Origin of the sequence: Methylobacterium sp. Leaf469 (assembly GCF_001424745.1) — a bacterium.
Taxonomy (GTDB): domain Bacteria; phylum Pseudomonadota; class Alphaproteobacteria; order Rhizobiales; family Beijerinckiaceae; genus Methylobacterium.
This window is the reverse complement of record NZ_LMRE01000023.1, coordinates 110,210-122,803: the sequence shown is the minus strand read 5'-3', so window position 1 is coordinate 122,803 and position 12,594 is coordinate 110,210. Positions and strand designations below refer to the sequence as shown.

The following is a 12,594-nucleotide window of genomic DNA, read 5'->3' as shown; positions in this document are numbered from 1 at the left end:
GGGCCGGGCATAGGGCGAAGGTCGGCGCGGCGGCCGGCCGGAGAGGGCTTCCATGCGGATCAGGTTCGGTTGCGAGATGGGCTACGAGTTTTCCCATCCGACCCCGCTGATCGCCCGTCTCAACACCTATCCGGTCAAGGGGCTCGCGGCCGTCCCGCCCGACGTGCTGCAGCTCGATCCGCCTGTGCCGACCAGGACCTTTCGCGATGCCTTCGGCAATCGCACCGTGCGCTTCCTCGCCCCGGCGGGCTCCATCACCCTCAGCGTTCACGCCGAGATCCCCGACGACGGCGCCCTCGACGCGATCGTGCCCGACGCCGTGGAGCACCCAGTCGAGCAGTTGCCCGAGGAGGCCCTGCCCTTCCTCGTCGCGAGCCGGTACTGCGAATCCGACCTGCTGTCCGACGAGGCCTGGGACCGGTTCGGGCACCTCGAACCCGGCTGGGCGCGGGTGCAAGCGGTGTGCGACTTCGTCCACCACCACATCACCTTCGGGTACGCCTTCTCGCATGTGGACCGTACGGCGGTGGACGCCATGGCGGGCGGGCGCGGCGTGTGCCGGGATTACGCGCACCTGTTCGTCGCGTTGTGCCGGGCCCTGAACGTTCCGACGCGCTACTGCACCGGCTATCTCAGTTTCATCGGCGAGCCCGAGCCGCACGGGCCGGGGGATTTCGCCGCCTGGACGGAATGCTATCTCGGCGGCGCCTGGCACGTGTTCGATCCGCGCAACAACGCCCCGCGCCGGGGCCGCATCCTCGTCGCCCGCGGGCGTGACGCGGCGGACGTACCCCTCACACACACCTTCGGCGGCAACCGCCTGACCAAGTTCCGGGTGTGGGCGGAGGATGCGGCGACGCCGCATCGGGAATAGCGCGCCCGGCGCGCAGCGCCACCGCGACTCAGCCGAGCGCCCTCCTCGATCCCGGCCAAGCCGGAGATCGGGGAGGGCCTTTTCGTTCAGGCCGCGAGTTGCATCGCGACAGGCTCTTCCGCCGCCATGAACTGGGCTCGGGCCAGATCGGCGAAGCGGCCGTTCTGCTCCACGAGGCTGTCGAAGGTGCCAGACTCGACGATCCGGCCCTCGTGGAAGACGAGGATGCGGTCGGCGTTGCGGATGGTCGCGAGGCGGTGGGCGATGACGAAGGTGGTGCGGCCCTCCATCACGGCTTCAAGGGCGCCCTGGAGCTTGCGCTCGGTGGTGGCGTCGAGGGCCGAGGTTGCCTCGTCGAGGATCAGAACCGGCGGATTCTTGAGCAGGGCGCGGGCGATCGACAGGCGCTGGCGCTCGCCGCCAGAGAGCGAGCGGCCGCGCTCGCCGATCACCGTGTCGAGGCCTTCGGCCTGACGGGCCATGAATTCGGTGGCCTGGGCCCGCTCCAGGGCGTCGATCATCTCGGCATCCGTCGCGTCCGGCCGGCCGACGAGGAGGTTCTCGCGGATCGAGCGGGCGAACAGCATCGGCTCCTGGAACACCACGCCGATGTTGTGGCGCAGGGAGGACAGGCCGATGTCGCGGATGTCGGTGCCGTCGATGCGGATTGCGCCGTGGTCGGGGTCGAAGGCGCGGTGCAGCAGGCCGAGGGTCGTGGACTTGCCCGAACCCGTGGTGCCGACGAGCGCGATGGTCTCGCCGGCCTGCGCCGTGAACGACACGTCCTCCAGGGCCTTGCGGCGGGAATTGTAGGAGAAGCCGACGGCGTCGAACGAGACGGCGCCGTCGAAGCGGGCGACCTGAGCCGCACCGGGACGGTCGTGCACCGCCGGGGTGGTATCGAGGATCTCGAAATACTCGGCGATCTTGGGCATCTGCTGGAACAGGCCGTTGATGCAGGTGGCGACCTGATCGAGGCGCGAGACCAGCATGGTGGCCAGACTCATGAAGGCGACGACCTCGCCGACGGTGGCCTGGCCGTGCTGGTGAAGGGCGATGCCGGTGATGAAGATGGCCGTCATGGTCAGGGTCGCGGAAGCGCGGGTGGCGACGTTGGCGAGCGCCCACCAGGACAGGACCGGGATCTGGGCCGCGAGCAGGTTGCGGATGATGTCGTGCATGGCGTCCTTCTCCGCCTTGGCGCGGGTGAAGGACTGGATGACGGCGACGTTGCCGAGCGCGTCCGAGGCGTGCTCGGCGAGGCCCGACTGATATTCCTCGACCCGGCCCTGCAGGGTCTCGGTGCGGCGCATGACCAGGGTGGTGAGCACCGTAAAGGCCAGCACCAGCACGACGAGGATCGAGCCGAGCTGCCAGTTCACGAACAGGGTCATGGGCAGGAGGACGGCGAGCGACACGAAGGCGACGAAATGGTCGCGGAAGAAGCCGAGCCACAGCCAGAACATGCCGTTCGAGCCTTCCAGCATCGCCTTGAGGACGCGGCCGGAATGGTTCGAGGAATGGAAGGCGAGCGGCAGTTCGAGGACGTGCTCGAAATAGTTCGCCATGGACGACAGGCGGTTGCGGTGGGCCAGCCGGTCGGCGTGGAGCGCGATGGTCACGCCCGCCGCGATGGTGAACAGTCCGAAGGCCACCCAGGCGCCGATGAGGGGCGCCAGGGTCGCGAAGGCGTTGGACTTGGCGTTCAGGTGGGTGAGCTGGTCGATGATCCGGCCCATGAGCAGGGGCTCGGCGAAGGCCGCGACGGCGAGGGCGACGTTCGCCGTCGCCAGAACCACCGCCAGGCGCTTGTCGGCCCCGAGGAGGCCCATGACGCGGGCATAGAGACGAATCAACGACATGATACCGTTCGCTCCGAGTGCCGATCCTGGCGCGGCCCGCATGGGGTTGGATGCGCCGTGACGCGTCGCCGGTCCGGTCTCCGCCCGCCGCGTGCGGGGTCGGCCAAATCCTTGACGTGACGCGCTTATGGCGTTCGCTCCCTGAACGGCGAATGACACGATCTGCCAAGCCGCGCGAGGTCTTTTACGGTTCGTTCACGCTGAATCCGCCAACGTGGGGACGGCGCCTCGTCCCGGGGCGCTCTCGCGGCCCCCGACGGCCGCCGAAGGCTCGGTGATCATGGACCTCGCAACCGGTATCGGGCTCATCGGCGGCTTCCTCACCGTCTTTGTCCTGATCATGATCGATGGCGGCAACTTCGCCGCCTATTTCGATAAGCACGCGGTCATCGTGATCTTCGGCGGCGCCACCGCCGCGACCATGATGCGTTTTCCGTTCTCGACCATGATGCACGGCCTGCCCATGGGCCTGCGCTACGCGTTCTCCATGCGGGCCATCAAGCCGCGCGAACTCATCGAGGAGATCACCCGGATCGCCGACGTGGTGCGCAAATCCGGCCCGATGGCCCTCGAAAGCATGGAGATTTCCGACCCGTTCCTCGCCCAGGGCGCGCGCTACATCGCCGACGGCTACGACCGGGACTTCATCCGCGACACCATGGAGCGGGACCGCGACAACTTCCTCATGCACCTCGACGAGGGCTCGAAGATCTACCGGGCCTTCGGGGATTGCGCGCCGGCCTGGGGCATGATCGGCACCATCCTCGGGATGGTCACCATGTTCGCCAACATGTCGGACCCGTCGAAGCTCGGGCCCGCCATGGCGACGGCCCTGCTCGCCACCCTGTACGGCGCACTCCTCGCCAACATGGTCACTCTTCCGCTCGCCGACAAACTCCACGTCAAGCTGGAGGAGGAGGACGTCTCGCGCTCGCTCATCATCGACGGCATCCTGCTCATCCGCGATTCCAAGAGCTCCTCGCTCGTGCGCGAAATGCTGATCGCATACCTGCCGCACAATCACCGCGACGAAGTCGGGGCCGAGGCGGCCTGACGGGCGCGACCGGTCCGACGGGCGAGAGGGAGACCAAGTCGTGGCCAAGAAGAAGCGCGGCGCGCATGGCGGGCACGGCTGGTTCGTGACCTTCGCGGACCTGATGGCGCTGCTCATGAGCTTCTTCGTGATGATCGCCGCCTACTCGACCCAGGACCAGAAGAAGATGCAGGCGGTGGCCGGCTCCATGCGCGACGCCTTCGGCGTCAACAAGGAATCGCGCTTCGCCGGCATCATCGAGAAGGACGGCTTGCCGACGGCGAACTTCGTCAAGCACAAGCGCGACATCCCGCCGGAGCAGTCCACCGACCACACCAATCCGCCGGACGTCGAGGGGACGGCGGACGACGGCGCACCGGACACCGGCATGCCTGAGGCGTACGGCCTCGCCGCCGCCAGCCTGCGCCAGGCCCTGCAGGACATGCCGGAGATCGCCGAGGCCTCGAAGAACATCATGGTCACGCCGACCGCCAAGGGCCTCGACATCGCCATCGTCGATCAGGACGGCGCCTCGATGTTTCCGGACGGGTCGAGCCGGCCGAACGACCGCACCCGGCGCCTGCTGGAGCGTTTGGCGCCGACCTTGCGCAAGATGCCAAACCGCATCGCCATCGCGGGCTTCACCGCTTCGGAGCGTCCCGGCGCGCGGCCAGCCGCTCCGCCCTGGGAGCTCTCGGCCAACCGGGCCATCTCGGTGCGGGAGATCCTCGCCGGCAGCGGCGTGCCCGACGATCGCTTCGCCTCGGTCACGGGCAAGGCCGACACCGAGCCGCTGTTTCCCGACAACCCGTTTCTCGCAGCCAACCGCCGGGTGACGGTGACGCTCCTGTCGGAGGCGCCGGTGGTTTCGCGGAAGATGAAGTTCCCCTGACGGGGACGCTACTTCGACACCAGCAGCGCCCAGTAGACCCGGTACTTCGAGTTCGGCGCGTAGGCCGTGGCGATGCCCATGCGGGTGGCGTCGGGCGCCAGCATCACGGCATTGTGGGCCGGGCTGTCGCGCCACCCCGAGAACGCCTCCGCCAGGGTGTGGTAGCCGGCCGACAGATTGGCGCCGGCCGACGGGTGGCCGAGGCGCTCCATGGCGACCCGCACGGTCTGGGCGCGGCTCGGCCGATCGGCGGCCGCCATGGCGGCGGCCTCGGCTTCGGCGAGCTTCTGCAGTTCGGGGTCGAGGCGCAGCGCCGTGCCGCCGGTGCGGGCGCGGTAGGCCGAGATCATGTCGCGGGCCGTGGCCGCGTCGACCTGCGCCGCGGCGGTGGTCATCGGCCAGTACAGGCTCGGCAGGGCCGTGGCGGTCTCGAGGGGCTGCTGCGTCGCGCACCCCGTGAGCGTCGCTCCGGCGACGAGGCAGGCTCCGAAACACACGCCCCGGACACCCGAAAATCCCTGGCCCACCTGCTCACCCCTTCGGCATCTCGGCCTCCCGCCGGCCCGCCGATCCGTTCGCGTCGCCCCTCGGCTCCGCGAACGAACTGGCGATCCGGCCCATGGCCTCCTGGAACGGTTCGAGCCCCTGCACGACGACGTTGCTGGAGCCCGGACCCATGGCTGGGATCATTCCGACCTCGGACAAGGACTTGAACACGGCAAAGTTCAAATCGTTCTGCACCTTCAGGCCGAAACTCACGTCGATGATCATGGCGATGAGCTCGAACTCGAGGAACGGGTCGCCGATCTTGCGGAAGACCACCCGGGGCGGAGGCTCCTTCAGCACGTCCGGGTGGGCGCTGGCGCAAGCGACCAGCATCTCGGCGGCGCGCACGGGGTCCTGGTTGCGCAGGACGTTGACCGTGATGGAGACCCGGCCGGTACGGTCGCCCCGGACCCGGTTCTTGACGATGCCGGAGATGAGGTTCGAGTTCGGCACGATGACGGCGGAGCGGTCGAAGGTCTGGATCTCCGTGGAGCGCACGGAAATGCGCTTCACGATGCCCTCGCTGTCGCCGATGAGCACCTGGTCGCCGACGCGGATCGGGCGCTCCCACAGGAGCAGCAGGCCCGAGACGAAGTTGTTGACGATGGATTGCAGGCCGAAACCGATACCGACCGACAGGGCGCCGGCCACGATGGTGAGTTTCTCGAGACTCAGGCCGAGATACGAGAACGCGAGCGCCAGGGTGAGCAGGAAGCCGCAATAGCCCGCGATGGTCGAGATCGAGTTGCGCAGGCCCGCATCGAGGTCGGTGGCCGGCAGGTAGGTGTTTTCGAGCCAGCGCTGGATCGCCCGGGTGACGGCCATACCGAGCACGAGCAGGCCGACGGCCAGCGCGATGGTGGAGAGCGAGATGGTGACGTCGCCGACCTTGAATCCGAAGAAGGCGCTGCGCACGGAGGTGAACACGTCCGTCGAATCGAGGCCCCAGGGGGCGAGCGCCAAGAGGGCCGCGACCAGGATGAGGACGACGCGGGCGAAGCCCGTGGCCAGCACGGCGATCTGGTTCAGGGAGCGCTTGCGCAGGCCGGTGTTGGCCTGGAGCGCGGTCGCGATCTTGGTGTCGTCGCGCAGGGTCCCGCCGATGAAGGTGTCGGCGCTGCCGATGAACAGGAACAGCAGCACGAACAGGCTGGCGGTCCAGACGAGCTGGTCGATGAGGAAGGTCGAGAACGCGACGTAGCCGACGAGCGCGGCCGCGCCGATGACCGCCACCGCAGCCCAACCGAGGAGCCGGGCCGGGCCGCCGATGCCGGTGGCGGCCTCGGGGGCCACGTAGGGCCCGAAGCACGCCTCCTCCTTCTCCGCCGTGTCGGCGAAGCGGTGCAGGCCGATGGCGAGGATGAGGGCGGTGGCGATGGCGCCGAGGCCGCGCGTGGCGATGGAGATCGGCAGGGCCGCGGAGATCGCGGAGTTCAGGGCTTCGACGGATTTCACCACGGTGATCACCACCGCGATGCTCACCGCCAGGGTGGTGATCCGCGAGGCGGCCGCATCGGTCATCGTCGTGGTGCGCCAGGACGGCTTGTCGGGCGACAGCAGGGCGTCGGCCAGGGCCTCGACGAAGGCGATGAAGGCGAGCCCGATGAGGATCGCCCCGGCCACCGGCAGCAGCCGCATGGGCAGGAGGTTGGTGACGTCGAGGGCGTAGTAGACCGCATAGCTCCCGAGCACCGCCGGCACGGTGCCGAGGAGGAAGACCCGCCAGGCGGCCAGCAGCTTCTTGCGCTGTGACGGATCCGTGGCCTTGGCGTCGCGCCGACCGAGGCGCGGGGCGATGTTGCGGCGACCGAAATACAGGGCGATGGAGATGCCGAAGGCGATCCCGAGGAAGAGCAGGTTGGTGAGGGTGCCGTTGCGCGCGAACAGGTCGGCGGTGTCCGAGACGGCGTTCTGAAGCGCGCGGACGTCGCGCGGGATGTCGGCGGCGATCCGCATCCACAGGTCCGGGGTGACCAGGGCGGTGGAGCGCTCGAACAGGCCGCGGGTGAAGGCCGCGCGGCGCTTGTTGGTGACCTGATCGACGATCTGGTCGCTCTGCACGAGGAGGGATTTCGCGAGGCGCTGGGTCTCGTCGATCTCGGCCACCGCCTGTTCGCGCTCCGTGCGCTCGCGGGCGACGTCCTCGCCCTCCGCCCCCTCCTTCGGCTTGGGGCCGAGCTGCGTCAGGCGTTCGCGGGCCGCCTCCAGGCGCGGCGTGGTGAGATCGATCACGTGGCGGATGCGGTCGGCGATGGCGTCGACGCCATCGCGCGCGCGGGTCAGGTCGCCGCTGCCGACAGTCTCGCCGGCGAGGATCTTTTCGCGGTGTTCGAGGTCGTCCTTCGCCTTGTCGAGGGTGTCGCGGACGGTCTTGATCTCCTCCGACACCACGGGCTTCGGGGCCGGAGGCTTGGCGGGTGCGGCCGGCTGGGCGACGGGTGGAGCAGCCGGCGCGGCCGGCTGGGCGGCGGGTGCCGCCGGCTGGGGCGCCTGTCCGAAGACCGCGCCGGGAACGAAGCTCGCGAGGCCGAGCCATCCCGCTGCCAGGACCGGGACGAGACGCAGCCTGCGCCCGGTCCCGCCGGGCATGCGACGCACCCTCCCCTCGGTGGGCCGATGAGCGGTCGGGGCGTTCGTCTCGTGCAAGGTGCCGTCCTTCGTGTCGGGGGCCCTGCCCGCTCGGAATGGCGCGGCGTGCCGGGGCGACGCTGCGGGATCGCACGAACGAGGCCAGGGCGATCAGGGTCGGGAGACGCGGCAATCGCCGAGCAATGGGGCGAAAGGCTGACCGTGCCCCGCCCCGGCCGCATCGCTGGCGTGCGGATCGCGGGCAGACGACCTGTGGGGAAACGAACTGCCGGCCCGGCGGCCCGTGGGCATCGCTCCTTGTGGGCATGGCGTCGCGCGCATGCGGGGCGACCTTCACAAGCGTGTCATGCTGATATTAGACTAACCCGTGATGGACTTTGCCTTTTCGTATCGGTGCGAGGAGGTGGTGACGGTCGTCCGCGTCGAGGGACGTTGCCACCAGCCGGGCGCTTTCGCCCGATGCGACCGCTTTTGGCCTAAGCCTTCCGTGATTTCCGCCGCGCCTGCGCCGCTCCGACGGCGCCTTCTGCGCGCGCCCGCCCACGGGACGCACCGGTCCAAACTCCGAAAACGTTTGATCTTTCATCCGACAGGGGCAGCGCGCCGGGCGATTCCCGCGCGTTGTCCCCGTGTCGACCCGCCGAGAGGGGTGCGCCATGCTGGATCTCCAAACGCTCGTGCTGAACGCCGATTACCGGCCGCTATCCTACAATCCGCTCTCGCTGTGGTCCTGGAAGGACGCCTTCACCGCCCTGTTCCTCGACCGCGTCACCCTGGTGGCGAGCTACGATGTCGAGGCGCGTAGCCCGAGCCGCTCCCTGCGGGTGCCGAGCGTCGTCGCCCTCAAGAGCTACGTGACCCTGGCGCGCAGCCCGGCCTTCACCCGCTACAACATCTACCTGCGCGACACGTTCTCGTGCCAGTATTGCGGCCTGCGCCTGCCGTCCGGCGGGCTCACCTTCGATCACGTGGTGCCGCGCTCGCGCGGCGGGCTGTCGAGCTGGGAAAACGTGGTCGCGGCCTGTTCGCCGTGCAACCTGCGCAAGGCCAACCGCACCCCGGCCGAGGCCGAGATGCCCCTCTTGCACGAGCCGCACCGCCCGACCCGGCACGAGCTGCACCGCCGCCAGCCGGAATTCGACCACCGGCAGTACCACCACACCTGGGTGGACTACCTCTACTGGGATTCCGAGCTGGAGAGCTGATCAGAACCGGCGCGGCGGCTCGTTGTAGAGGGGCAGATTGAGGGAGCGCGGCACCCGCACCACGGGCAGAGGCGGGGGCGGCGGCAGGTAGGCCGGATCGCGATAGGCGATCTCGGGCGGCGGCAATGGCCGGTGACGGAGTTCTCCCCCCGCCTGTGCCGGGCCGAGACCGGCGAGGACGAGGCTGGCCGAGGCCAGTCCGGCGCTGAGGACGAGGCGGATCATGGTTCGGGCGTTTCCGGCTTCGGTGAAGTCGATCGGGTGCGGCACCCCTATCCTACCCCGCCAAAAGCGAGTGCTGCCTTAACAAGCCCGCGCGTGTTCCGTCCCATTGCGCAGCGGCCGGCCATCCACCGGAGACGGTGTCGAGGCAAAATCAGAACTTCACGGCCGCACCGCCGCGCACGGTGTTGAGATTGACCTTGTGGCCGTCGAAATCGTTGAACAGCACGTACTGATATTCGCCGCGCAGAATGATGTTCGACGTCAAGGCGTATTCGATGCCGGCTCCCAGAGCGACGCCGGCGACGACCTTCGTCGATGCCCGCCCGACGATGCGTGGTGCCGCCACGACGCTGGCGTCGGGATTGTTTCGGTTGAACGCCGCGTAGCCGAAGTTGGCGACGTTCACCTGGGCTCCGGGTGCGGTGGTGGTCGTCGTCGTCACGCCGCCCGTCGTGGTCGTGGTGCTGCTGGTGGTGGCGGTTGCTACGTTGGCTCGATACGCCGCTTGATCGTAGCCATAATTGTTGATGGCGACACTGTCGGTGATCTGCGCCCGACCGATGGCCACACCACCCGTCACGAAGGGCAGGAAGTTTCCGAACGCGAAGCCTGCGCGAGCACGAGCGGTTCCGAACTCCTGAATCTTGGTCGTCGAGACTCCGGACAGCGCGACGGTTTCGAAGAAGCCACCCGTGGTCGTACCGAAACGCGCGATCCGGTCCGATGTCAGGCCGGTCTTCTCGAACCGCGTGTAGTCGGCCTCGATACCGATGACGGTATCCTCGAACTGGTAGTTGAAGCCCGCATAGGCCCCGAAACTGGTGCCGTCGACGCGCTGCGACCGCGCCTGGAGCAACGTCGATGCGTTGAACTGCCCTTCGGCCGTTGTTGCGAGCAAGGCGCTCGCGACGAGCGGCTGAAACACATTCCTGTAGCCGAGCGCGGCCGACGTATAGCCGCCATGCCCACCGACATACACGCCGTTCCAATCGATGATCGGGGCCGCCGGCTCGTAGTCCGGGCCGCGCAGGACGCCGTAATCGAGGTCGGCGGCGCCGGCGGTGGAGCCGGCGCCGAGGGCGAGCGTCGTCAGGAGCGCGAGGGTCAGGGTCCGCATCGATGTCGTCCTCAAGGCGTCAGATCGACTGGGTTTTTACTGAGCCTGTTCTGAAATGTGTACTTGAGTAACCTTAACGGAGCGTTTCGGTCTCCGAAGCCGGCCGGGCCTACTCGTAGGGGTTTCCGCTGCTCCACACCGTGGGCAGTCCCTGCAGGCTCGGAATGCCGTCGCGGAAGGCATAGCGCAGGCCGACGCGGACTTCGTTGGCGGCGAGATCCTTGAGGCTGCTGCCGGACCGGAAGGCGTCGAGGCCGGACTCGGCGCGCCCGAGATCGACGTAGCGGTAGCTCGCATCCAGGCTGAAGCCGGCGCCGAGCTCGTAGGCGACGCCGCCCGTGAGCGCCCAGGCGAGGTTGGTGACGGAGCGGTTGGGCCGGATCACCGCCGGGCGTGGGCCCGCGCCCGGCCCGCCGTCGCAGGCGTCGATGAGGCAGGTGGTCTGGGTGTAGCCTCGGCGAAACTCGTTTCGTGCGAAACCGACTCCGGCGCCGATATACGGGGTCAGGCCCCACCAGGTCCCGAGGTCGGCGTAGACGTTGACGAGGCCCGTGAGTGCGCCGAGGCGACCGGCCTCGACGTTGTAGCCCGTGGCGAAGTTGGTGCGCGACGAGTACGCGCTGTAGGTCGAATCCTGGCGCTGGTCGAAGGTGGCGTCCACGCGCAGCCAGGGGTTGATGCGGTAGCCGACGCCGCCGCCGTAGCCGGCCTCGCGGCTCAGGGTCCGCCGCACCAGGGGCGGCATGCCCGGGTCGTTGGGATCGGGCAGCGTCGCGTCCGTCGGGCGCAGCGGAAAGCTCTCGGTGAAATCGGCGCGGAGATACCAGCCGCCGCCGATGGGCACGGGGGCGGCCTCCGGCGGCGGGGGCGGCAGCAGGTCGGCGCCCCACGCGGGCACGAGGGCTGCGAGCGACATCAGGGTCAAGGCCGATCCGGCGACCGCGGCGCGCGTCCGCCCATGGGCGCGATGCGATGGGCGCGTCTGCTGTGTCATGCTGTCCCCGAACCGTTTGCACCCTGTCCCGGGCGGCACGCACCCGTAGGGACCGACCTGGCTGTCGTCATGCGCGCGAGTATCAAAGAGGAAGGTTAGGAGCGGATTAAGCTTAACGCGATTGCTGGCGAAGGTTTGCTGTCGCAAACCAAGACGGCGCGAACCGGAGGGTTCGCGCCGTCTTGGTCATGGGTGCTGTGACGCCCGAGGGTGTGTCAGTACTTGCGGATCAGCGGAACCGGCTCGGGCTGGTAATCGGCGATGACCGGAGCGGCGACGATACCGCCGAGCATCCAGCGCATGCCGATGCGCACATCGTGGGAGGTGACTTCCTTGAGCTTGTAGGAGGCGCCGGCACAGCCCGGATCGTTGAAGCAGCTCACCGAGCCGGTGCCGACATGGCCGAGGTTCATGTAGCGGTAGCCGAGCTCGAGCTTGAGGTTCGGCGTGACGCTGTAGCCGAGGCCGGCCATGGCCGCCCAGGCGAGGTTGGTGGTGCGCTTGGTGGCGGCGATGCCGAAGCCGCCGGCGGCCGAACCGGCGCCGGTGTCGTTGAAGCCGTGCACCGTGTGGAAGGCCGAGCCGACGCCGCCGCCGATGAAGGGCGTCACGCCGTACCAGCTGCCGAGATCGACGTAGCCGTTGGCCATGGCGACCACGGTGGAAAGGTTGCCCTGGTCGTAGTCGATCCCCTTGGCCGGAACGCCGTTGCCGTAGGGCAGATCGAACTTCTCGACGAAGGAGAAGCGGCCGCCGCCCCGGTATTCACCGGTGATGTCGCCGCGCAGGAAGCCGTTGAACTGGTAGCCGACGCCGCCGCCGCCGAAGAACTGGTCGCCCATGCTCTTCTGGTGGATCTCATAGTTCGGCGGCAGTGCCTTGCCCGGCACGGTGGTCACCACCTTCTCGTAGCTCGCGGCACCCACGCCGATATCGCCGCGCAGGTACCAGCCGCCGCCGATCTCGACGGGCGGGGGCAGCGGCTCGGGCGGCAGGGGGGGAAGCAGGTCGGCGGCGTATCCGAGGCTGGGCGCTCCCACGCTCGCAAGGAGCGTGAACGAGCGCACCAAGGCAGACAGCTTGGAGCGGCGCATGGAATTCAGTCCTTCACTCGACCGTTTGCCGGGAGCGACGAGGCGCCGGCTCGGATGACGAAGGCATGATTGGCGCAACGGGGTTAAATCAGGCTTAACGTTAAATCTTATCCTTGCCGGACTATGACGAGACAAGTGGAGACTCCGGGCCAAGTCAGGCGGG

At 68.5% G+C, this 12,594-nt stretch carries 11 protein-coding genes; 4 read left to right on the top strand and 7 right to left on the bottom strand.

All coding sequences use genetic code 11. The annotated features are described in order from the left end of the window. Window positions 1–52: 52 nt before the first annotated feature. Window positions 53–874 (top strand): transglutaminase family protein, encoded by an 822-nt coding sequence (locus ASG60_RS11770; protein WP_056260992.1) that lies wholly within the window; start codon window positions 53–55, stop codon window positions 872–874. 86 nt (window positions 875–960) lie between these two features. On the opposite strand, the gene ASG60_RS11765 is transcribed toward ASG60_RS11770, so the two are convergent. Then, window positions 961–2,736: a glucan ABC transporter ATP-binding protein/ permease gene (locus ASG60_RS11765; RefSeq protein WP_056385725.1), complete on the bottom strand. Its 1,776-nt coding sequence runs from the start codon at window positions 2,734–2,736 to the stop codon at window positions 961–963. A gap of 280 nt (window positions 2,737–3,016) precedes the next feature. Here ASG60_RS11765 and ASG60_RS11760 point away from each other — a divergent pair, with 280 nt between their 5' ends. Both ASG60_RS11760 and ASG60_RS11755 read left to right on the top strand, forming a co-directional pair. After that, a complete protein-coding gene (locus ASG60_RS11760) occupies window positions 3,017–3,790 on the top strand; it encodes a MotA/TolQ/ExbB proton channel family protein (RefSeq protein ID WP_056173321.1) in 774 nt (257 codons plus the stop codon). 40 nt (window positions 3,791–3,830) lie between these two features. Next, entirely contained in the window at window positions 3,831–4,661 is an 831-nt protein-coding gene (locus ASG60_RS11755) for a flagellar motor protein MotB (RefSeq protein WP_056173318.1), read from the top strand. An 8-nt stretch (window positions 4,662–4,669) separates the two neighbouring features. On the opposite strand, the gene ASG60_RS11750 is transcribed toward ASG60_RS11755, so the two are convergent. Further along, entirely contained in the window at window positions 4,670–5,188 is a 519-nt protein-coding gene (locus ASG60_RS11750) for a CAP domain-containing protein (protein WP_244476647.1), read from the bottom strand. A gap of 4 nt (window positions 5,189–5,192) precedes the next feature. Next, a complete protein-coding gene (locus tag ASG60_RS11745; protein WP_056260995.1) occupies window positions 5,193–7,796 on the bottom strand; it encodes a DUF3772 domain-containing protein in 2,604 nt (867 codons plus the stop codon). Between the two features lie 656 nt (window positions 7,797–8,452). Here ASG60_RS11745 and ASG60_RS11740 point away from each other — a divergent pair. Next, entirely contained in the window at window positions 8,453–9,001 is a 549-nt protein-coding gene (locus ASG60_RS11740; protein ID WP_056173314.1) for an HNH endonuclease, read from the top strand. On the opposite strand, the gene ASG60_RS11735 is transcribed toward ASG60_RS11740, so the two are convergent. The 4 genes from ASG60_RS11735 to ASG60_RS11720 all read right to left on the bottom strand — a co-directional run bounded on the left by ASG60_RS11735 (window position 9,002) and on the right by ASG60_RS11720 (window position 12,431). Further along, window positions 9,002–9,226 (bottom strand): hypothetical protein, encoded by a 225-nt coding sequence (locus ASG60_RS11735; protein WP_156398881.1) that lies wholly within the window; start codon window positions 9,224–9,226, stop codon window positions 9,002–9,004. 151 nt (window positions 9,227–9,377) lie between these two features. Continuing rightward, window positions 9,378–10,343, bottom strand: a complete 966-nt coding sequence (locus ASG60_RS11730) for a porin family protein (RefSeq protein ID WP_056361750.1) — start codon at window positions 10,341–10,343, stop codon at window positions 9,378–9,380. Window positions 10,344–10,452: 109 nt separating this feature from the next. Beyond that, window positions 10,453–11,337, bottom strand: coding sequence for an outer membrane beta-barrel protein (locus tag ASG60_RS11725; protein ID WP_056385721.1), 885 nt, complete (start codon window positions 11,335–11,337; stop codon window positions 10,453–10,455). A gap of 215 nt (window positions 11,338–11,552) precedes the next feature. After that, window positions 11,553–12,431: an outer membrane beta-barrel protein gene (locus ASG60_RS11720; RefSeq protein WP_056173301.1), complete on the bottom strand. Its 879-nt coding sequence runs from the start codon at window positions 12,429–12,431 to the stop codon at window positions 11,553–11,555. Between the last annotated feature and the right edge of the window lie 163 nt (window positions 12,432–12,594).

What these genes read in the sequence shown, in the direction of transcription:
- ASG60_RS11760 (WP_056173321.1), top strand. Translation starts at nt 3,017, where the DNA reads ATGGACCTCGCAACCGGTATCGGGCTCATCGGCGGCTTCCTCACCGTC.
- ASG60_RS11735 (WP_156398881.1), bottom strand. Translation starts at nt 9,226, where the DNA reads ATGATCCGCCTCGTCCTCAGCGCCGGACTGGCCTCGGCCAGCCTCGTC.
- ASG60_RS11725 (WP_056385721.1), bottom strand. Translation starts at nt 11,337, where the DNA reads ATGACACAGCAGACGCGCCCATCGCATCGCGCCCATGGGCGGACGCGC.
- ASG60_RS11730 (WP_056361750.1), bottom strand. Translation starts at nt 10,343, where the DNA reads ATGCGGACCCTGACCCTCGCGCTCCTGACGACGCTCGCCCTCGGCGCC.
- ASG60_RS11720 (WP_056173301.1), bottom strand. Translation starts at nt 12,431, where the DNA reads ATGCGCCGCTCCAAGCTGTCTGCCTTGGTGCGCTCGTTCACGCTCCTT.
- ASG60_RS11740 (WP_056173314.1), top strand. Translation starts at nt 8,453, where the DNA reads ATGCTGGATCTCCAAACGCTCGTGCTGAACGCCGATTACCGGCCGCTA.
- ASG60_RS11770 (WP_056260992.1), top strand. Translation starts at nt 53, where the DNA reads ATGCGGATCAGGTTCGGTTGCGAGATGGGCTACGAGTTTTCCCATCCG.
- ASG60_RS11765 (WP_056385725.1), bottom strand. Translation starts at nt 2,736, where the DNA reads ATGTCGTTGATTCGTCTCTATGCCCGCGTCATGGGCCTCCTCGGGGCC.
- ASG60_RS11745 (WP_056260995.1), bottom strand. Translation starts at nt 7,796, where the DNA reads ATGCCCGGCGGGACCGGGCGCAGGCTGCGTCTCGTCCCGGTCCTGGCA.